This window comes from Vibrio sp. 2132-1 (assembly GCF_033344315.1).
This window is the reverse complement of record NZ_JAWPON010000784.1, coordinates 1-533: the sequence shown is the minus strand read 5'-3', so window position 1 is coordinate 533 and position 533 is coordinate 1. Positions and strand designations below refer to the sequence as shown.

The 533-nt window shown below is 48.2% G+C and carries 1 pseudogene; it reads left to right on the top strand.

The window, feature by feature from the left end:
- A pseudogene (locus tag R8N47_RS27985) lies at positions 1-533 on the top strand (nuclease); the annotation flags it as partial.

Here is a 533-nt window from a genome sequence, read left to right as displayed (position 1 = left end):
CTGCGATGAATAAGATGGATGCTGACATCATTGGTTTGATGGAAGTGGAAAATAACGGCTTCGGTGATGGCAGTGCTGTGCAAAACTTGGTGGATGCATTGAATGCAGAAATCGATGACGCAGACGATCATTACACTTACGTTGAAATCGCAGATAAAGACAAGTACCAAGAAGAGTACTTCGGAAGTGATGCGATCATGGTTGCTATCTTGTACCGCGCGAAAGTGGTCACGCCAAAAGAAGCGGCGAAAGTGATCTTCACGCCAGAGCAGCACATTGCCGAAAACACCATTACCCGTAAAGATGGTGCTGAGAGCAACCCTGCGTACGACAAATACCAACGCCACAGCTTGCTGCAAACCTTCACGGTACAAGAGAGCGGTGAAGATCTTTCTATCGTCGTTAACCACTTCAAATCGAAAGGTTCTGAATGTATTGAAGAGTGGATCGCTGGCGTAGAAGACTCGGAGCCTGCGGATCTGCAAGGCAACTGTAACAACTTCCGTGTTTCCGCTGCGCACGCAGTGGGAGAA